The sequence below is a fragment of the Micromonospora sp. CNZ322 genome, assembly GCF_007827755.1.
In genome coordinates, this window is record NZ_VITD01000018.1 from 93,171 (window position 1) to 109,925 (window position 16,755).

General features: G+C 71.4%; 20 protein-coding genes and 1 riboswitch. Of the genes, 15 read left to right on the forward strand and 5 right to left on the reverse strand.

Annotation, left to right across the window (positions count from 1 at the left end):
• Positions 1 to 73 precede the first annotated feature (73 nt).
• Together FB453_RS30130 and FB453_RS30135 are read right to left on the reverse strand one after the other, a co-directional pair.
• Positions 74 to 964 (reverse strand): septum formation family protein, encoded by an 891-nt coding sequence (locus FB453_RS30130; protein ID WP_145795692.1) that lies wholly within the window; start codon positions 962 to 964, stop codon positions 74 to 76.
• Between the two features lie 82 nt (positions 965 to 1,046).
• Positions 1,047 to 1,937 (reverse strand): septum formation family protein, encoded by an 891-nt coding sequence (locus FB453_RS30135; RefSeq protein ID WP_145795614.1) that lies wholly within the window; start codon positions 1,935 to 1,937, stop codon positions 1,047 to 1,049.
• 254 nt (positions 1,938 to 2,191) lie between these two features.
• Here FB453_RS30135 and rpe point away from each other — a divergent pair, with 254 nt between their 5' ends.
• From rpe to ribH, 7 genes are all read left to right on the forward strand, one after another.
• Entirely contained in the window at positions 2,192 to 2,872 is a 681-nt protein-coding gene (gene rpe, locus FB453_RS30140; protein WP_112584595.1) for a ribulose-phosphate 3-epimerase, read from the forward strand.
• A 1-nt stretch (position 2,873) separates the two neighbouring features.
• Complete coding sequence (locus FB453_RS30145) at positions 2,874 to 3,830, forward strand: response regulator (protein ID WP_112584596.1); 957 nt, start codon at positions 2,874 to 2,876, stop codon at positions 3,828 to 3,830.
• Positions 3,831 to 3,908: 78 nt separating this feature from the next.
• Positions 3,909 to 4,079, forward strand: a riboswitch (FMN riboswitch).
• Positions 4,080 to 4,246: 167 nt separating this feature from the next.
• Complete coding sequence (gene ribD, locus FB453_RS30150; RefSeq protein WP_145795617.1) at positions 4,247 to 5,308, forward strand: bifunctional diaminohydroxyphosphoribosylaminopyrimidine deaminase/5-amino-6-(5-phosphoribosylamino)uracil reductase RibD; 1,062 nt, start codon at positions 4,247 to 4,249, stop codon at positions 5,306 to 5,308.
• Between the two features lies 1 nt (position 5,309).
• Entirely contained in the window at positions 5,310 to 5,948 is a 639-nt protein-coding gene (locus tag FB453_RS30155; RefSeq protein ID WP_145795619.1) for a riboflavin synthase, read from the forward strand.
• Complete coding sequence (pnuC, locus tag FB453_RS30160; RefSeq protein ID WP_112584599.1) at positions 5,948 to 6,637, forward strand: nicotinamide riboside transporter PnuC; 690 nt, start codon at positions 5,948 to 5,950, stop codon at positions 6,635 to 6,637. The genes FB453_RS30155 and pnuC overlap by 1 nt, the downstream gene beginning before the upstream one ends.
• Positions 6,634 to 7,899, forward strand: coding sequence for a bifunctional 3,4-dihydroxy-2-butanone-4-phosphate synthase/GTP cyclohydrolase II (locus tag FB453_RS30165; protein ID WP_112584600.1), 1,266 nt, complete (start codon positions 6,634 to 6,636; stop codon positions 7,897 to 7,899). The genes pnuC and FB453_RS30165 overlap by 4 nt, the downstream gene beginning before the upstream one ends.
• Positions 7,900 to 7,901: 2 nt before the next feature.
• Positions 7,902 to 8,402, forward strand: coding sequence for a 6,7-dimethyl-8-ribityllumazine synthase (ribH, locus tag FB453_RS30170; RefSeq protein ID WP_091401939.1), 501 nt, complete (start codon positions 7,902 to 7,904; stop codon positions 8,400 to 8,402).
• Positions 8,403 to 8,430: 28 nt separating this feature from the next.
• Here ribH and FB453_RS30175 read toward each other — a convergent pair whose 3' ends face one another.
• Genes FB453_RS30175 through FB453_RS30185 form a run of 3 tightly spaced genes read right to left on the reverse strand, consistent with a single transcriptional unit; the run spans position 8,431 to position 10,883 of the window.
• Positions 8,431 to 9,174, reverse strand: a complete 744-nt coding sequence (locus tag FB453_RS30175) for an amino acid ABC transporter ATP-binding protein (protein ID WP_145795621.1) — start codon at positions 9,172 to 9,174, stop codon at positions 8,431 to 8,433.
• 3 nt (positions 9,175 to 9,177) lie between these two features.
• Positions 9,178 to 10,023 (reverse strand): amino acid ABC transporter permease, encoded by an 846-nt coding sequence (locus FB453_RS30180; protein WP_112584602.1) that lies wholly within the window; start codon positions 10,021 to 10,023, stop codon positions 9,178 to 9,180.
• Complete coding sequence (locus FB453_RS30185; protein WP_145795623.1) at positions 10,020 to 10,883, reverse strand: ABC transporter substrate-binding protein; 864 nt, start codon at positions 10,881 to 10,883, stop codon at positions 10,020 to 10,022. The genes FB453_RS30180 and FB453_RS30185 overlap by 4 nt, the downstream gene beginning before the upstream one ends.
• 133 nt (positions 10,884 to 11,016) lie before the next feature.
• On the opposite strand from FB453_RS30185, the gene FB453_RS30190 reads away from it, so the two are divergent.
• From FB453_RS30190 to pheS, 8 genes are all read left to right on the forward strand, one after another.
• On the forward strand, positions 11,017 to 11,280 hold the full coding sequence (locus FB453_RS30190) for a phosphoribosyl-ATP diphosphatase (RefSeq protein WP_030335709.1): 264 nt from the start codon (positions 11,017 to 11,019) through the stop codon (positions 11,278 to 11,280).
• Between the two features lie 50 nt (positions 11,281 to 11,330).
• Positions 11,331 to 12,176 (forward strand): ATP phosphoribosyltransferase, encoded by an 846-nt coding sequence (gene hisG, locus FB453_RS30195; protein WP_030488425.1) that lies wholly within the window; start codon positions 11,331 to 11,333, stop codon positions 12,174 to 12,176.
• Positions 12,177 to 12,391: 215 nt separating this feature from the next.
• Positions 12,392 to 12,865 (forward strand): PH domain-containing protein, encoded by a 474-nt coding sequence (locus FB453_RS30200; RefSeq protein WP_181549307.1) that lies wholly within the window; start codon positions 12,392 to 12,394, stop codon positions 12,863 to 12,865.
• A 409-nt stretch (positions 12,866 to 13,274) separates the two neighbouring features.
• Complete coding sequence (gene infC, locus FB453_RS30205) at positions 13,275 to 13,925, forward strand: translation initiation factor IF-3 (RefSeq protein WP_091401946.1); 651 nt, start codon at positions 13,275 to 13,277, stop codon at positions 13,923 to 13,925.
• Between the two features lie 20 nt (positions 13,926 to 13,945).
• Positions 13,946 to 14,140: a 50S ribosomal protein L35 gene (gene rpmI / locus FB453_RS30210; protein WP_007458415.1), complete on the forward strand. Its 195-nt coding sequence runs from the start codon at positions 13,946 to 13,948 to the stop codon at positions 14,138 to 14,140.
• A gap of 32 nt (positions 14,141 to 14,172) precedes the next feature.
• Positions 14,173 to 14,565: a 50S ribosomal protein L20 gene (gene rplT, locus FB453_RS30215; RefSeq protein ID WP_030488429.1), complete on the forward strand. Its 393-nt coding sequence runs from the start codon at positions 14,173 to 14,175 to the stop codon at positions 14,563 to 14,565.
• Positions 14,566 to 14,648: 83 nt separating this feature from the next.
• Positions 14,649 to 15,446 carry a TrmH family RNA methyltransferase gene (locus FB453_RS30220; RefSeq protein ID WP_145795625.1) on the forward strand — a complete coding sequence of 266 codons (798 nt, stop codon included), beginning with the start codon at positions 14,649 to 14,651 and terminating at the stop codon, positions 15,444 to 15,446.
• 219 nt (positions 15,447 to 15,665) lie between these two features.
• A complete protein-coding gene (pheS, locus tag FB453_RS30225; RefSeq protein ID WP_030335722.1) occupies positions 15,666 to 16,733 on the forward strand; it encodes a phenylalanine--tRNA ligase subunit alpha in 1,068 nt (355 codons plus the stop codon).
• Positions 16,734 to 16,755 lie beyond the last annotated feature (22 nt).

Sequence of the window (16,755 nt, forward strand, 5' to 3'; positions counted from 1 at the left end):
CCGTTCCACGCGTCCGGCCGGTCAGCAGACCGGCCGGACGCCGTGCGCTCACGCTCTGGGCGACCGACACTCCCTAGGTGACCGGGAGGCCCTTGGTGCCGGCGTTCTTCATCGAGCGGGTCAGGTTCCGGTCGGAGATCCAGAGGAAGCACTGCACGCCCCGGTTCCCGTTGCGCCACTCCTCCTCGTACGGCTGGTAGTAGATCGTGCCGGCGCGGAAGTCGAGCTGGGAGTTGTCCGGGACCTTGGCGTACTTGGCGATCATCGTCTGGCAGGCCCGGTGGGTCCGCTTGGTGCTGCGGGTGAACTCGGCGTAGCTGGTGTCCGGCGCCTGCCAGACGCCGACGAACTCGGCGTGGTGCTTGGCGGTGCAGGAGACCGGGACCATCTCGTCGATGTCGTCCTTGACCATCTTCGGGTTGAAGCAGCGGTAGGCCAGCGGAGCCGCTCCGGACAGCGTGCCCCGGAGGCTGCCGGTGCGTAGGTCGACTGCTGTGTCGTCGATGCTGGCGATCTCGGTGACGTCGCAGCGGTACCAGCGGGCTCCGCCCGACCAGGCTTGCGGCGAGGGCAGCACGACGGTCAGGCCGAGCCGCCCGGAACGCCAGTCGGCCCCCACCGCCTTGTTGACCGCCGTGTCGCACCCGGTCTGCGCGGCCCGCATGCCGGCCGAGCCGGGCTGCGGGGGCGTGCCGCCGCCGGCGCCCGGGCCGGTGAGGGTGCCGACGTGCATGGTCTCCACCCGGTGCGCCTCGGTGCACGCCGTCGGGTTGTAGCCGGTCAGGAAGCCGACCTGCTGGGAGCTCTGGTGGCAGACGTCGGCGGCGGGGACGAACTGCTGCGCCGCGACGGGCGCCGGCCAGTCGTCGATGAGGTCACTGTCGATTCCGGCGGGTGCGCCGCACCCGGCCAGTGCCAGGGCCAGCGCCCCACCTCCGGCGAACGCCGCCAGCCACCGTCGCATCCCGACCTCCCGCCGCTGCTGGCCCCCGACCGGCCCCAGCCGGTCGATAGCGCCACGGCGCAGCAGCATACGGCAACGATGCTCAGATCGCGGGCAGTCCCTCGGGACCGGCGCCGCGCATCGAGCGGGTGAGTTTGCGGTCGTCGCTCCACAGGAAGCAGCGCACTCCACGGTCGCCCTCCTCCCACTCCCGCTGCGACGGTGGGTAGTAGATGGACCCGGCCCGGTACGGCAGCTCGCTGTTGTTGGGTACCGCCGCGAACTTGGCGATCAGCGCCATGCAGCGCCGGTGCGCCTGCTCGGCGGACTTGGCGAACTCCGCCCAGCTCATGTCCCGCTCCTCGTAGACGCCCACGAACTCGGCGCGGTGCGGCTCGGTGCAGAGCACCGGCGCCATGTAGTTGAGGTTGTCGCCGATCAGTTTGGGGTCGAAGCAGCGGTGCGTCAGGGGCGTGTCGCCGATCAACGCGCCGCGCAGACTGCCGGTGCGGTTCACCGCGCGGGTGTTGTCGATGCTGCCGGTCTCGCTGATGTCGCAGCGGAACCAGCGGGCGCCGCCGGCCCAGGCGGGCGCGGACGGCAACGCGAGGGACAGCGCGAGCCGGGCCGTGTGCCAGTCGCCGCCGAGCACCTCCCGGGCCCGCTGGTCGCACTCGGCGCGAGCCGTGCGCAGCGCCGACGATCCGGGTGCCGGTCGGGCCTCGGTCAGCGCGTCGGGCCCGACAAAGGTGCCGACGTGGATGGTCTCGGCCAGGTGGTTGCGCGCGCAGTCCACCGTCTCGTACGTGCTGGCCTGCACGACCGTGGCGATCCGTGGCAGGCAGGTGTCGGTGGCGGGGGTGAACGGCTTGGGAACCCGCAGCGTCGGCCAGTCGTCGGTGAGATCACCGTCCGCGCCCCGCGCCGGCGTGCAGCCGGCCAGCAGCATCGTCGTGACGCTGGCCAGCACCAGCGCTGGAAGCCACCGTCGCATCGTCCGCCCTCCCGGGAGCTGGCGGCCGGTCGCCGCGCCCCGCGGCGAGACCCCGGCGGGCGTGCAGCCTACGGCACCGTCCCGGTTGGAGTGTCGTCGCGTTTCCGTCGATCGGCCAGTGGCTGATGTCTGTTCGTCCGGATTCAGGGGTCCGGAGCGTCCAATTCTGCACCAATGGTCACTGCTGAATCACAGCGCGTCCCCAGAGGTGCCGCGATGCGGGTGGCGGGTGGCCACGTTCGTACACTGGCCCCGTGACCGTACCGCCGCCGATCGTCGCGCCGAGCATCCTGGCCGCCGATTTCGCCCGCCTCGCCGAAGAGGTCCGTGCCGTCGAGGACGCCGCGGACTGGTTGCACGTCGACGTGATGGACAACCACTTCGTGCCGAACCTGACCATTGGGCTGCCCGTGGTGCAGAGCCTGCGGGCTGTCACTGCGATGCCCTTCGACGTGCACCTGATGATCGAGGACCCGCGCCGGTGGGCCCCCGGGTACGCCGATGCCGGGGCGTACAACGTCACCTTCCACGCCGAGGCGTCCGACGACCCGGTGGCGCTGGCCAAGGACCTGCGTTCGGCCGGTGCGAAGGCGGGCCTGGCCATCGACCGGGACACCCCGATCGAGCCCTATCTGGACCTGCTGCCCAGCTTCGACACCCTGCTGATCATGACGATCAAGGCGGGCTTCGGTGGGCAGCGGTTCATTCCGCAGCTGCTGGAGAAGGTGCGGACGGCCCGGCGGCACGTGTCGGCCGGGCACCTGGAGCTGCGCATCGAGGTGGACGGCGGGATCGCCGCCGACACCATCGAGCAGGCGGCCGCGGCCGGCGCCGACGCGTTCGTGGCCGGCACCGCCGTGTACGGGGCCTCCGACCCGGCGGAGGCGGTTCGGCACCTGCGGGCACTGGCGGAACGCGCGGCGCCCGGGGCCTGAGGTGGAGCCCGAGGCCGACCGTAAGGACATCATTCTCGTCGTGGACGACGACGAGGACATCGCCCGGTTCGTCGAGTTCAACCTGCGGCTGCACGGCTTCGAGGTGGTCCACGCCAGCGACGGCCAGGAGGCACTGGAGATCATCGAGCGCCAGCGGCCGGACCTGGCGGTGGTCGACCTCATGATGCCCCGGATCGACGGGCTGGAGCTGACCCGCCGGTTGCGCGCCGACCCGATGACGTCCGCCCTTCCGGTGATCATGCTGACCGCCAAGGGGATGACCGTCGACAAGGTGCACGGGCTCAGCGCCGGCGCGGACGACTACCTGGTCAAGCCGTTCGACACCGCCGAGCTGGTGGCCCGGGTCTCGTCCACGCTGCGCCGCAACAAGGAGTTCCGGGAGGTCTCCCCGCTGACCGGGCTGCCCGGTAACAGCCGGATCCGCCGGGAGATCAGCGATCGGGTCCGAAACGGCGTGGACTACGCCGTCGGCTACGTCGACATCGACCGGTTCAAGAGCGTCAACGACCGGTACGGCTTCGTGCGCGGCGACGACTTCATCTCCGCGCTCGCCCGCAGCCTGCACCGGGCGGTGGTGGGCGTCGGGCTGCCACCGGCCTTCCTCGGCCACGTCGGCGGCGACGACTTCGTCATCGTCTGTGCCCCGGACCAGGTGCGCCCACTGACGTCCCGGGCGGTCGTCGACTTCGAGAACGCCGCCGACACGCTCTACGACCAGACTGACCGGGAGCGCGGCTTTGTCGAGTTGAAGGATCGACGCGGCAACATCCGGCGGGCGGCCCTGGTCACGCTCTCCATCGGGGTGTCCCTCTCCGACGCCGGCAAGCGGTTCACCGACCCGCTCGAAGCGATCGCGGTGGCCTCGGAGATGAAGACGGTGGCCAAGAGTCAACCGGGCTCGTACGTGGCGGTGGACCGGCGTCGCGGCGTCACCTGAGCGTGATACCGCTGTGAAGTAGCTCGCCTAGGTGGCGGCGGAGCCGGATCGGCGTGTAAGACTTCCCGTGTACCCACCACGCGCTGGCGGGACTCGGTGAAATTCCGAACCGGCGGTGATCCACGGTCCAACCGTGGTCAGCCCGCGACCCGGACGGCTCTGCCGTCCGGTGGACCTGGTGAAAATCCGGGGCCGACGGTTGGGGGCGGTTCGTCCGCTCCCAGACAGTCCGGATGGGAGACAGCGCGCGGGACGGACGGGTCCGAGCCGGCCGCTGGCTTCAGCGTGCCGTGCCGACCCTCCCGGGGCGGCTGTGCCGTTCCCGGAATCCGCCACCGCCTGCCCGTGGCCCCATGGCCACCGCCTCCCTGACCGCCCGCGCGCGGACCGGCGAGTGAGAGGGCAGGGGCAGGGCGATGGCCAGCGTCTCCGTTGATGAGGCGATGCGGCGTGCGATCGAGTTGGCAGCGCGCGGGCTCGGCACCACCAGCCCCAACCCCGTGGTCGGGTGCGTGCTCCTCGACCCCGACGGCGAGGTCGTGGGCGAGGGCTTCCACGCGTACGCCGGGGGGCCGCACGCCGAGATCGTCGCCCTGGCGCAGGCCGGGCGGCGGGCCAAGGGCGGCACCGCTGTCGTCACTCTGGAACCCTGTGACCACACCGGCCGCACCGGCCCCTGTAGTTCCGCGCTCGTCCAGGCCGGGGTGGGCCGGGTGGTCATCGCCGTGCCCGACCCGAACCCGGTCGCCTCCGGGGGCGCCGCCACCTTGCGCGCCGCCGGGGTCCGGGTCGACCTGGGGGTACGCGGTGAGGAGGCCGAGGCCGGCAACGTCGCGTGGTTGACCTCGATGCGCCGGGGCTGGCCGTACGTGATCTGGAAGTACGCCGCCACGCTCGACGGGCGCTCCGCCGCGGCGGACGGCACCAGCATGTGGATCACCTCGGAGGCGGCCCGGATCGACGTGCACGCGCTGCGCGGCACTGTCGACGCGGTCATCGCCGGGGTGGGCACCGTGCTCGCAGACGACCCCCGGTTGACCGCCCGCAACCTGCGCGACGGCAGCCTGGCCATCCGGCAGCCGCTGCGGGTGGTGGTGGACAGCTCGGGGCGTACCCCGGCTGACGCCCGGGTTCGCGACGGCGCCGCACGGACGTGGATCGCAACCGCCGACGAGGTCGGCGCCGACCCGGACGGCCGGGTCGACCTGTCGGCGCTGCTCGCGGCGCTGCACCAGCGCGGGATCCGCGCGGTGCTGCTGGAGGGCGGCCCCCGGCTGGCCGGCGCGTTCCTGGAGGCCGGCCTGGTCGACAAGATCGTCGGGTACGTCGCGCCGCGGTTGCTCGGCGCCGGCCCGACCGCTCTGGTCGACGCGGGAGTGACCACCATCGCCGAGGCCATCGATCTGGAGTTCGTCGACGTTACGCAGATCGGTCCGGATCTCCGGATCACCGCTTTGCCCCGCAAAAGGGAGGGCTGAGATGTTCACCGGCATTATCGAGGAATTGGGCGAGATCGTCCAGGTGGCGCCGACGGCAGGCGATTCGGCGCTGCTGGGCGTACGTGGCCCGCTGGTCACGTCCGACGCCCGACACGGCGACTCGATCGCCGTCAACGGTGTCTGCCTGACCGTCGTGGAGGTGGCCGACGGTGTCTTCACCGCCGACGTGATGGGGGAGACGCTGCGCCGCTCCGCGCTGGGCGCGCTGCGTCCCGGCGACCCGGTCAACCTGGAGCGGGCCGCCGCGCTCGGTAGCCGGCTCGGCGGGCACCTGGTGCAGGGCCACGTCGACGGCGTCGGTGAACTGATCTCCCGGGAGCCGGCCGAGCAGTGGGAGACCGTCCGGTTCCGCCTGCCCGCCGCCCTGTCCCGGTACGTGGTGGAGAAGGGCTCGATCACCATCGACGGTGTCTCGTTGACAGTGGCCGCTGTCGGCGCGGACGAGTTCGCCGTCGGGCTGATCCCGACCACGCTCAAGCTGACCACGCTCGGCGCGAAGGGCGTCGGCGACCCGGTCAACCTGGAGGTCGACGTGCTGGCCAAGTACGTGGAGCGGCTGCTCGGCGACCGGCTCACCGACGCCAGCGGGGCGACCGCGCAGCCGGGCGGGGTGGCCTGATGGGCCCGCTCAGCTGGCTGCTCGACGCCCAGGTGCACGTCGCCGGCTCGCCGGTGCTGGCCAGGGAGATCGTCGGCAACGCGTTCGGGCTGGTCTCGGCGCTGCTCGGGTTGCGCCGGCTGGTCTGGGCGTGGCCGGTCGGCATGATCGGTAACGCGTTGCTCCTCACCGTCTTCCTCGGCGGGGTGTTCGCCACCCCGCAGGAGCACGACCTGTACGGGCAGGCCGGCCGGCAGGTGTTCTTCTTCGCGGTCAGCGTCTACGGCTGGTGGCGCTGGCAGCGCAACCGTCGCGCCGACGCCGGGCAGGCCGCTGTCGTGCCGCGCTGGGCCACCGGACGGGAGCGACTGATGCTGCTGGTGGCCGCCGTGATCGGCACCGCCGCGGCGTACCCGCTGCTCAAGGCCCTCGGCTCCTGGGGCCCGCTGCCCGACGCCTGGATCCTCACCGGCAGCCTGCTGGCCACGTACGGCATGGCCCGCGGCTGGGTGGAGTTCTGGCTGCTCTGGATCGCTGTGGACGCGGTCGGTGTGCCGCTGCTGCTGCGCGGCGGGTTCTACCCGTCGGCCGTCATGTACCTGATCTACGGCGCCCTCTGCGTCTGGGGCTTCGCCGCCTGGTGGCGCACCTCCCGCGCCGCCCGACCGGCGACCGTCCGTACGCCCATCTACACGGAGGCTGTCGCATGACCAGCTTTGGGGATATCGAGCAGGCGATCGCGGACATCGCGGCCGGCCGGCCGGTCGTCGTGGTCGACGACGCGGACCGGGAGAACGAGGGCGACCTGATCTTCGCGGCCGAGTTGGCCACGCCGGAGCTGATGGCGTTCATGGTCCGCTACACCTCCGGCTACGTCTGCGTGGCGCTGACCGAGAGCGAAGCCGACCGGCTCGACCTGCCGCCGATGCACCACACCAACCAGGACCGGCGCGGCACCGCGTACACGGTGACAGTGGACGCCCGCGAGGGGGTCAGCACCGGCATCTCGGCGGCCGACCGCGCGCACACCAGCCGACTGCTCGCCGGCGCGGCGACCGATCCGACCGACCTGGCCCGCCCCGGGCACGTGGTGCCGCTGCGCGCTCGCGAGGGCGGGGTGCTGCGCCGACCGGGGCACACCGAGGCGGGCATCGACCTGACCCGGCTGGCCGGGCTGCGTCCGGCGGGTGTGCTCTGCGAGCTGGTCAATGACGACGGCACCATGATGCGCCTGCCGGACCTGGAGAAGTTCTCCGCCGAGCACGGCCTCACGCTGGTCACCATCGCCGACCTGATCGCCTACCGGCGGCGTACCGAGAAGCAGGTCGAGCTGGTCGCCGACGCCCGGATGCCGACGAAGCACGGGGTGTTCCGGGCGCTCGGCTACCGCGCCGAGCACGACCCGGCCGAGCACGTCGCGATGGTGCTGGGTGACATCGGTGACGGCCAGGACGTGCTGGTCCGGGTGCACTCCGAGTGCCTGACCGGGGACGTGTTCGGCTCGCTGCGCTGCGACTGTGGGCCGCAGCTGGACGCCGCACTGGCTCGGGTCGGGCAGGAGGGCCGGGGCGTGGTGCTCTACGTCCGTGGGCACGAGGGGCGCGGCATCGGGTTGCTGCACAAGCTGCAGGCGTACCAGTTGCAGGACCTGGGCCGCGACACCGTCGACGCCAACCTCGACCTGGGCCTGCCGGCCGACGCCCGCGACTACGGCACCGGCGCGCAGATCCTCTACGACCTGGGCGTGCGGTCGATGCGGCTGCTGACCAACAACCCGGCCAAGCGGGCCGGGCTGGAGGGGTACGGGTTGACCATCACCGGCCGCGAGGGGCTGCCGGTCGGGGCGCACCCGGAGAACATGCGCTACCTGCGCACCAAGCGGGACCGGATGGGTCACCTGCTGGACGAGTTGGACGAGGTGTCCGAGGCGCCGCTGGGGCGTCCGGTCGCCAACGACGAGATCGGAGCATGACGATGGCGGGTTTCGGTGAGCCGGGAGTCGAGGCGGTCGACGCCGCGGGGCTGACCGTCGGGGTCGTTGCCGCCCGCTGGCACGGCGAGCTGACCGATCACATGCTGGAGCGTGCGGTGGCCGCCGCCGAGGCGTGCGGCGCGCGTTCCGTGGTCGCCCGGGTCGCCGGCTCGGTCGAACTGCCGGTGGTCGCGCAGGCCCTCGCCCGCCGCTGCGACGTGGTGGTCGCCCTCGGCGTGGTGGTCCGCGGGTCCACCGCCCACTTCGACTACGTCTGCCGTTCGGTCACCGACGGGCTGACCCGGGTGGCGCTGGACGAGGGCAAGCCGGTGGCGCACGGCGTGTTGACAGTGGAGACCATCGAGCAGGCCCGCGACCGCGCCGGTCTGCCCGGCTCGGCGGAGGACAAGGGCTGGGCCGCCACCGTGGCGGCACTCGACGCGGCGCTGGCCGTGCGGACCGTGGCGGCGGGCAACGCCCAGCGGGTCGGCTTCGGCGGCTGAGGCCTCTGCCGTCTCTGAAGGCGGGCCTTCAGAGACGGCCCGCCTCGATGATCCGGCGCAGGAACTGCCGGGTACGGGGCTGGGTCGGCTCGCCGAGCACCTGCTCGGGCGGGCCGCTCTCGATGACCCGCCCGGCGTCGAGGAAGCACACCTCGTCGGCGACCTCCCGGGCGAAGCCCATCTCGTGGGTGGCCAGCACCATGGTCATGCCGTCGGCCTTCAGGTCGCGGATCATCGCCAGCACCTCGCCGACCAGCTCCGGATCGAGCGCGGAGGTGACCTCGTCGAGCAGCATCAGTCGAGGTGAGTTGGCCAGCGCCCGGACGATCGCCACCCGCTGCTGCTGCCCGCCGGAGAGCCGGTCCGGGTAGGCGTCCGCCTTGGCGCCGAGCCCCACCCGGTCGAGCAGCTCCCGGGCCTGCGCCTCGGCCTCCGCCCGGCCCCGCCGATGTACGCGGCGCGGCGCGAGGGTGATGTTGTCCAACACGCTCAGGTGCGGAAAGAGGTTGTACGCCTGGAACACCATGCCGATCCGCCGCCGGACCCGGTCCGGGTCCACCCGGGGATCGGAGATGTCCTCCCCGTCCAACTCGATGGTGCCGTCGTCCAACTCCTCCAGCAGGTTGACGCAGCGCAGCAGTGTCGACTTGCCGGACCCGGACGCGCCGATCAGCGCCACCACCTGATGTTCGGCGACGGTCAGGTCGAGCTGGTCGAGCACGGCGTGCCCGCCGAACTCCTTGCGCAGGCCCCGACAGCGCAGCAACGCCATGGGTCAGCCTCCCGACTGTCGGCGGGCCGCGCGCAGCGTCACCCAGTCGGTGACCGCGATCAGCGGGATCGCGAGCAGCACGAAGAGCACCCCCGCCACGACGTACGGCGTGTAGTTGAAGGTCTGAGCGGTGGCGATCTGCGCGGCGCGGACCGCGTCGATCGGCCCGGCCAGCGAGACCAGCCCGACGTCCTTCTGCAACGCCACCACGTCGTTGAGCAGGGGTGGCGCCACCCGGCGGACGGCCTGCGGCAGGACCACGTGCCGCATCGTCTGCCGGTAGGTCAGGCCCAACGAGCGGGCCGCGGCGAGTTGGCTGGAGTGCACCGACTCGATGCCGGCCCGGAACACCTCGGCGAGGTAGCCGCCGTAGGTGAGGACCAACGCGATCCCACCCAGCACCAGCACCGGCGGCATGCCCTGCAACCGCAGCCCGGGCACGCCGAGGGTGAGCAGGTACAGCACGATGATCAGTGGTAGGCCGCGGAAGGTGTAGGTGTAGCCGGCGGCCAGCGCGCGGACCGGGAAGAAGACCGGCCCGCGCAGCGTCCGCAGCACGGCGATCACCAGCCCGAGCAGCAGCGCGCCGACCGCACAGCAGACCAGCAGCCGTACGTTGAGCCAGAGCCCGCTCAGCACCGTGGGCAGCGCGTCGCGGGCGATCTCCGGATCCAGGAACGACCGCCGGACCCGGTCCCAGCCCGGCGCCCCGGTCACCGCGATCACCAGCAGCGTGCCGAGCGCCGCCGTCGAGGACGCCGCGACGAGCACGCTGTAGACGGTCTGCTGACGCCGGTACGCCGACCGCCGCAGCTGCGCCTCCGAGGGCACATGATCCAGAAGCGTCACCGCAGCTCGGCCGCCCCCGCCACCTGCGCGAGCCACTTCTGTTCCAGCTCCTTCAGCGTGCCCGCCGTGGTGAGTTGACCGACCGCCGCGCTCACGCAGGAGGTCAGTGGGGAGTTCTTGTCCAGCAGCAACCCGAACGCCTCGGGCGTACCGACCTGCGGCACCTGCCCGACGATCGTCGCGTCGGTGATCTCCGCGCCGGTGATGTAGAAGGCGGTCGGAAGATCCACCACGAGACCGTCCAGCTGCCCGTTCTGGAGGGCTTTCTTGGCGTCGTCGTTGCTGTTGTAGACCTGCGGCTTGGCCGTCGGCTTGATCACGTCGGTGATCGCCTGGTAGCTGGTGGTCCCGACCTGCGCGCCGAGCCGAGCGTCCTTCAGCTCGGCCAGCGACTTCCGGCCGGCGATCTTCGAGGACTTCAACGCGATGACGGTCTGCCGCACCAGGTAGTACGGCGCCGAGAAGTCCACCGCCTGCTTGCGCTCGTCGGTGATGGAGAACTGGTTGATGTCGAAGTCGAAGTCCTTCGGCCCCGGCGCGATGGCGGTGTCGAACTTGACCCGGGTCCAGGTGACGTCGCCGCGGGCGTAGCCGAGCTTCTCGGCCACCGCGTACGCGACGGCGGATTCGAAGCCCTCGCCGCTGTCCGGCTTGTCCTTGGCGAACCAGGGCTCGTACGCGGGCTGGTCGGTGGCGATGGTCAGCTTGCCCGGCGTACGCGTGGGCAGGCTGTCCTTGGCGCAGGACGGCGCGGCGGTGACATTGGGGGTGGGTTTCTCGTCCTGTGGCGCGCATCCGGCGGTGGCTACGACGACGGCACCGGCGAAGATGAGCGCGAGGAGACGTGAGCGGCTGGCCATGGCGGACAGCGTAGAGCTCCATGGGCATCGATCGACAATTGTCCCACCATGTTGGTAGGGAATTGTCCGCTTGCTGGATTCCGACGGACCCGGACGGGGGGCGTCACCCGGGTGGCTGGAAGAATCGTTCCCCGTGAAGACGTTCGAGGAGTTGTTCGCCGAGCTGCAGGCCAAGGCCGCCGCCGGCACCCCGGGCTCGGGCACCGTCGCCGCGCTGGACAAGGGCGTGCACTTCATCGGCAAGAAGGTCGTCGAGGAGGCGGCCGAGTCGTGGATGGCCGCCGAGCACGAGGGGCCGGAGCGCACCGCCGAGGAGATCTCCCAGCTGCTCTACCAGGTCCAGGTGCTGATGCTCGCCAGCGGTCTCGAGCTCAAGGACGTCTACCGACATCTGTGAGTGCCTCCCACCCCTGTTGATCACCAACCGGACCCAAGGAGCACTCCGTCATGCTGCGTGTCGCCATTCCCAACAAGGGCACCCTGGCCGAACCGGCCGCCCAGATGCTGCGCGAGGCGGGCTACCGCCAGCGCACCGACCCCAAGGACCTCGTCTGCCGGGACGAGGCGAACGACGTCGAATTCTTCTACCTGCGCCCGAAGGACATCGCCACCTACGTCGGCTCCGGTGACCTCGACCTCGGGATCACCGGCCGGGACCTGCTGATCGACTCGGCCGCGCCGGCCGAGGAGGTTGTCGACCTCGCCTTCGGCCGGGCCACGTTCCGCTTCGCCGCCCGCCCCGACGACATCGCCTCCGTGCAGGAGTTGGGCGGTCACCGCATCGCCACCGCGTACCCGGGGCTGGTCGAACGGCACCTCGGCGAGGTGGGCGTCAAGGCCGACGTGATCCGCCTCGACGGCGCGGTGGAGAACGCCGTACGCCTCGGCGTCGCCGACGTGATCGCGGACGTGGTGGAAACCGGCGCGACCCTGCGCCAGGCGGGCCTGGTGGTCTTCGGTGAGCCGCTGCTGCGCTCGTCGGCGGTGCTGGTCCGGCGCGCCGGCGCGCCCGCCCAACCACAGGCCGAGCAGTTGCTGCGTCGCCTGCACGGTGTGCTGGTGGCCCGCCGCTACGTGATGCTCGCCTACGACGTGCCGGCCGGTCTGCTGGACCGGGCCAGCGGGCTCACCCCGGGCATCGAGTCGCCCACCGTGTCGCCGCTGCACCGGGAGGGCTGGGTGGCGGTGCAGGCGATGGTGCTCCGCGACGACGTGCACCGCATCATGGACGAGCTGTACGAACTGGGCGCCCGCGCCATCCTCGTCACCAACATCCACGCCTGCCGCCTCTGATCGTCGCGGCCTCGGCGCGCGCGGGATTTCCCGACGGCCCCGTCCCCGACCGGCAAGATCGCGCTCGATCATTGAAGTAGTGGTCTCGATCTCGACGGAGGCCACTGGATCCTGGATCGAGCGCGATCTTGAGGTGGCTGGTGGCTGGTGGGCTCGGGGTGGTGGCTCGGCGGGTGGTGCGTTCGATGACCGGGTGCGGATGGCAGACTGATGGGGTGAGTGAAACCGAACTGGTCCGCCTGAAGCCCCGCCGCATCCGCGTGGTCTGCTGGTCGGCGGCGGCTGCCCTGGTGGTGGTGTTCGGTCTGGTCGCCACGTCGCTGAGCGGCCCGACCGGCGATGGCTACGGCAGCTTCCAGCGCGGCGACCAGATCGCCATGATCGGCCTGGGCATCTTCGGGGCGCTGGGCTTCCTGCTGTTCACCCGTCCCCGGGTGGAGGCGGACGCACGGAGCATCCGGGTCCGTAACGTCATCAGCTCCTACGAGCTGCCCTGGGAGGTTGTCCGGGGCGTCCGCTTCGACCGGGGCGCGCCGTGGGCCAGCCTGGAGCTGCACGACGACGACCTGCTGCCGATGGTCGCGTTGCAGGCCGCCGACAAGGAGTTGGCCGTCGACGGGGTCCGCGCGCTGCGCCGGCTGCACGAGGCCCACCAGGCCCGCCTCGCCGAGCGCGCCGTCGGCCGCTGACCCGGCCGAACCGCCGCACCCTGCGGCAGCAGTTCAGAGGAAAGTGCGCGGATCTTGACGCGCGACGGCGACGCGGCGCGGCCGCAGGTCGTGCCCGGTTTGGGGGTCGCCGGGGCGCCGGTGTAGTGTTATCGAGTCGACCAGGCTGTCTCCGCGTGCGAGCAGACAGCCTTGAAAGCGGAGCGCCTGCTCCCACCCGAGTCGCCGCTACGGTGGCCGGGTCCGGTCACCGGTTCCGGGCATGTCCCGGTGCCGGATGCGCGATCCTTGTGATCGTGCTGACCGGTCGAGCGGGCCCTGGCATGCGCCGGGGCCTTCTGCTTTTCGGGTCGGTTCCCTCCCGGGAGCCGCAGGGGTCGGCGACTGAGCAGAAACGACTCGAGGAGGCCCCATCAGCGTCGAACCACGCGTGAACGAGCAGATCCGGGCACGTGAGGTCCGACTGGTCGGCCCAGAGGGTGAGCAGGTGGGCATCGTCCCGCTGGAGCGCGCTCTTCAGCTGGCCGCGGACGTCGATCTGGACCTGGTCGAGGTTGCGCCGATGGCGCGCCCGCCGGTGTGCAAGCTCATGGACTTCGGCAAGTTCAAGTACGAGAGCGCACTCAAGGCGCGCGAAGCGCGGCGTAATCAGCAGCAGACCGTCATCAAGGAAATGAAGCTTCGGCCGAAGATCGACCCGCACGACTACGAGACCAAGAAGGGTCACGTGGTGCGGTTCCTCAAGGCGGGCGACAAGGTCAAGGTGACGATCATGTTCCGCGGTCGCGAGCAGAGCCGCCCGGAGCTGGGTTACCGGCTCCTGCGCCGGCTCGAATCCGAGATCACGGAACTGGGATACGTCGAGGCCGCTCCGAAGCAGGACGGTCGAAACATGATCATGGTTCTCGCCCCGCATCGGGCCGTCAAGGCCTCCGCGGTCGCCGCTACGGCGTCTCGCGGCGGACCTCGGGACCGGGCAGCGGACGAGTCCGCCACTCCGGAAGCCGATGAGACCGCGGCGGTCAGCGAGACCGCAGCAGCCGGTGACACCGGCCTCGCCGCCGACACCAGCGGCGAGTAACAGGGGAGAAGACGTTCCACATGCCGAAGATGAAGAGCCACACGGGGATGGGTAAGCGGGTCAAGGTGACCGGCAAGGGCAAGATCGTTGCCCAGCAGGCCGGCCTCCGCCACAACCTGGAGAAGAAGCCCTCCACCCAGACCCGCCGGCTGACCGGCACGGTCGTGCTGGCCAAGGCCGACGTCAAGCGCATCAAGAAGCTGCTCGGCCGCTGACGCGCGCCACCTTTACGTAATTAGGAGTTGAGATGGCACGCGTCAAGCGGGCTGTAAACGCCCAGAAGAAGCGTCGTACCCTGCTGGAGTCCGCGAGTGGTTACCGCGGTCAGCGCTCCCGCCTGTACCGCAAGGCCAAGGAGCAGGTGCTGCACTCGATGCAGTACGCCTACCGGGACCGTCGCGACCGCAAGGGCGACTTCCGGCAGCTGTGGATTCAGCGGATCAACGCGGGCGCCCGGGCCAACGGGATGACCTACAACCGTCTGATCCAGGGCCTGCGTCTGGCCGGCATCGAGGTCGACCGCAAGATCCTGGCCGACATGGCTGTCAACGACGCCGCCTCTTTCGCGGCGATCGTCGAGCTGGCCCGGGCCGCGGTCACGGCCGAGGGCACCGGCGGCGCGGCGGCTCAGGCCGCCTGATCCCCACGCACCAGAGCGAGGCGTCTCCCGTGTCGGCACCGCCGTCCGGGGGGCGCCTCAATCGTGCCGGAGGAGCGCACATCATGGCTTTCACCCCGCGTACCCCCAGGGTTGTCGCCGCCCGCCGCCTGCAACGCCGCCGGGACCGCGACGCCACAGGCCGTTTCCTGGCCGAGGGCCCGCAGGCGGTCCGCGAGGCCCTCGCGCGGCCGGAGGTGGTCACCGAACTGTTCGGTACGACCACCGCGCTCGACCGGTATCCGGAGTTGGCCGCCACGGCGGCCCGCGCCGACGTGCCGGTCTCCGAGGTGACCGACGACGCCCTCGCGGCGCTGACCGAGACCGTCGCCCCACAGGGGTTGGTGGCCGTCTGCCGGCACCTGGACGTCTCACTGGAGCAGGCCCTCGCGGGTGCGCCCCGGCTGGTGGCGGTGCTCGCCGAGATCCGCGACCCGGGCAACGCCGGCACGGTGCTGCGCACCGCCGACGCGGCCGGTGCGGGTGCGGTGATCTTCGCCGGAGACGCCGTCGACCCGTACAACGGCAAGTGTGTGCGGGCCTCGGCCGGCAGCCTCTTCCACCTCGACGTGGTGCGCGCCGCCGACCCGGTCGCTGTGGTCGACGGGCTGCGCGCCGCCGGGCTGTCGATCTTCGCCACCACCGGGTACGGCGACAGCGACCTGGACGACCTGACCGACTACGGTCGGCTCGTCGGGCCCACCGCCTGGCTGTTCGGCTCGGAGGCGCACGGGCTGCCCGAGGAGTTGACCTCGGCCGCCGACACCACGGTGCGGGTGCCGCTGTACGGGCGCGCGGAGAGCCTCAACCTGGCTGCCGCCGCCGCGGTCTGCCTGTACGCTTCAGCAAGAGCGCAGCGCTGAGGGTGATTGCCTCCGGCGCCACTGACAGCAGGGGAGAGCGTCCGTCCATGAACGCGACACGGCGTTCGTTTAGCCAGCCCGCCGGTGTCGGCGGGCGGCGGGCCTGACCTGCTCCCTGCGCAACTCCTACCGGCGGGCTGCGGCACAGCCGCGCGTCCGTAGACTCGCCTAGCCGCCCCGGTGAGGGCTGGCGCCGCCGTGAGGGAGTGCCCGTACGCCATGAGCTACCGCAACGATCCGTACGACCCGAAGCAGGTCGCCCTGCTCGACCCCGCCGCCCTGGCCGAGGCCGTCGCTGACGCCACGAAGGCGTTCGAGGCCGCGGCCGACCCGGACGCGCTGACCGCGCTGCGCTCGGTGCACCTGGGTGACCGGTCACCGGTCTCCCTCGCGCGCCGGGAGATCGGCGCGCTGCCGCCGGCCGCGAAGTCCGACGCCGGCAAGCGGGTCAACGAGGCCCGCCGGGCGATCGAGTCCGCGTACGCCGAGCGCGCCGAGGTGGTGGAGCGCGAGCAGGCCGAGCGGGTGCTGGTCGAGGAGCGGGTGGACGTCACCCTGCCCTACGACCGGCGTCCGCGCGGCGCCCGGCACCCATTGAGCACCCTGATGGAGTCGATCAGCGACCTCTTCGTCGGGATGGGCTACGAGGTGGCCGAGGGGCCCGAGGTCGACCTGGAGTGGGTCAACTTCGACGCGTTGAACATCCCCGCCGACCACCCGGCGCGCGGGTTGATGGACACCTTCCACATCGCACCGGAGGGCTCCGGCCTGGTGCTGCGTACGCACACCTCGACGGTGCAGACCCGCACGATGCTCAGCCGCAAGCCGCCGATCTACGTGATCGTGCCGGGCCGCGTCTACCGCACCGACGAGATCGACGCCACCCACAGCCCGGTGTTCCACCAGGCCGAGGGCCTGGTGGTCGACAAGGGCATCACGATGGCCCACCTGCGGGGCACGCTGGACCACTTCGCCCGGGCGATGTTCGGCCCGGAGGCGAAGACCCGGTGGCGGCCGCACTACTTCCCGTTCACCGAGCCGTCGGCGGAGTTCGACGTGTGGTTCCCGGAGCACCGTGACGGCCCGCAGTGGGTCGAGTGGGGTGGCTGCGGCATGGTCAACCCCCGGGTGCTGCGCGCCTGCGGCGTCGACCCGGAGGTCTACTCCGGATTCGCCTTCGGCATGGGCATCGACCGGACCCTGATGGTCCGGCACGGGGTCAGCGACATCCGCCATCTCTTCGAGGGCGACGTGCGGTTCAGCCGCGCGCTCGGGACCGGGGCATAGGCGATGCGGGTACGAGACACGG

Bases quoted from the DNA above. Each gene is read 5' to 3' on its own strand.
- FB453_RS30130 (WP_145795692.1), bottom strand. From the start codon at position 964: ATGCGACGGTGGCTGGCGGCGTTCGCCGGAGGTGGGGCGCTGGCCCTG.
- FB453_RS30185 (WP_145795623.1), bottom strand. From the start codon at position 10,883: ATGGCCAGCCGCTCACGTCTCCTCGCGCTCATCTTCGCCGGTGCCGTC.
- ribH (WP_091401939.1), top strand. From the start codon at position 7,902: ATGGCGGGTTTCGGTGAGCCGGGAGTCGAGGCGGTCGACGCCGCGGGG.
- FB453_RS30135 (WP_145795614.1), bottom strand. From the start codon at position 1,937: ATGCGACGGTGGCTTCCAGCGCTGGTGCTGGCCAGCGTCACGACGATG.
- FB453_RS30155 (WP_145795619.1), top strand. From the start codon at position 5,310: ATGTTCACCGGCATTATCGAGGAATTGGGCGAGATCGTCCAGGTGGCG.
- pnuC (WP_112584599.1), top strand. From the start codon at position 5,948: ATGGGCCCGCTCAGCTGGCTGCTCGACGCCCAGGTGCACGTCGCCGGC.
- ribD (WP_145795617.1), top strand. From the start codon at position 4,247: ATGGCCAGCGTCTCCGTTGATGAGGCGATGCGGCGTGCGATCGAGTTG.
- FB453_RS30175 (WP_145795621.1), bottom strand. From the start codon at position 9,174: ATGGCGTTGCTGCGCTGTCGGGGCCTGCGCAAGGAGTTCGGCGGGCAC.
- hisG (WP_030488425.1), top strand. From the start codon at position 11,331: ATGCTGCGTGTCGCCATTCCCAACAAGGGCACCCTGGCCGAACCGGCC.
- rpmI (WP_007458415.1), top strand. From the start codon at position 13,946: ATGCCGAAGATGAAGAGCCACACGGGGATGGGTAAGCGGGTCAAGGTG.
- pheS (WP_030335722.1), top strand. From the start codon at position 15,666: ATGAGCTACCGCAACGATCCGTACGACCCGAAGCAGGTCGCCCTGCTC.
- FB453_RS30165 (WP_112584600.1), top strand. From the start codon at position 6,634: ATGACCAGCTTTGGGGATATCGAGCAGGCGATCGCGGACATCGCGGCC.
- FB453_RS30220 (WP_145795625.1), top strand. From the start codon at position 14,649: ATGGCTTTCACCCCGCGTACCCCCAGGGTTGTCGCCGCCCGCCGCCTG.
- rplT (WP_030488429.1), top strand. From the start codon at position 14,173: ATGGCACGCGTCAAGCGGGCTGTAAACGCCCAGAAGAAGCGTCGTACC.